This window comes from Erythrobacter sp. CCH5-A1, from assembly GCF_001557115.1.
Lineage (GTDB): Bacteria > Pseudomonadota > Alphaproteobacteria > Sphingomonadales > Sphingomonadaceae > Erythrobacter.
The window spans coordinates 1-597 of the sequence record NZ_LSKQ01000200.1 but is presented as its reverse complement, the minus strand read 5'-3'; the positions used below and the strand labels follow the sequence as shown (position 1 = coordinate 597).

Sequence of the window (597 nt, the reverse complement as noted above, 5' to 3'; positions counted from 1 at the left end):
CGGGTGCCGGGCCGATCATCGCGACCCTCGAAGAGCAGTAATGACGGCGGAGATCATATCCGCATCAGCGCCGTGGCCAATCCTGATCAGCGCACCGCCGATCTCCAGCTCGATCGGTGCGGGCTCGGCACGACGACGGCGACGTGAACGGCGAGGGTCAGGCTCCGGCGCATCGTCAGGCGCGATAACCGCCGGCACGAACGCAGGGCTTTGCTGTTCCAGAGCAACCGGAACGGCCAAACCGTGATCCTTGCACCGCCTCGCCAGCTCCTTGCGCCATCCGTATATCTGGGAAGGGTCCAATGCGTGCCTGCGCGCCACGGCACTGACCCTCTCGCCTCCAGGCCAGCACCGCGCCACAATCGACGCCTTCTCTGCGTCGGACCAGTCGCGGCGCTTGCCAGCGCCAGTGAATACCTCGAACCGCCGAGCACCCTTGCTCACAGGATCATCACCAGAGATTATCATAGGAGCAGCGCCTCACCCTTTAACTGGGCGCGGAAACTCGGCGCTTCAGATCAACCGCGCAAGGTGGGCTCGGGACACCGCTCTGATGTCCGCTGTCAACGCTCAGGGTGCGCGGCATCAGCCGTTCGG

1 protein-coding gene is annotated in these 597 nt (G+C 64.8%); it reads right to left on the bottom strand.

Annotation, left to right across the window (positions count from 1 at the left end):
- Nucleotides 1-15: 15 nt before the first annotated feature.
- Entirely contained in the window at nt 16-468 is a 453-nt protein-coding gene (locus tag AX708_RS11790) for a transposase (protein ID WP_066110539.1), read from the bottom strand.
- Between the last annotated feature and the right edge of the window lie 129 nt (nt 469-597).

What these genes read in the sequence shown, in the direction of transcription:
- AX708_RS11790 (WP_066110539.1), bottom strand. Translation starts at nt 468, where the DNA reads ATGATAATCTCTGGTGATGATCCTGTGAGCAAGGGTGCTCGGCGGTTC.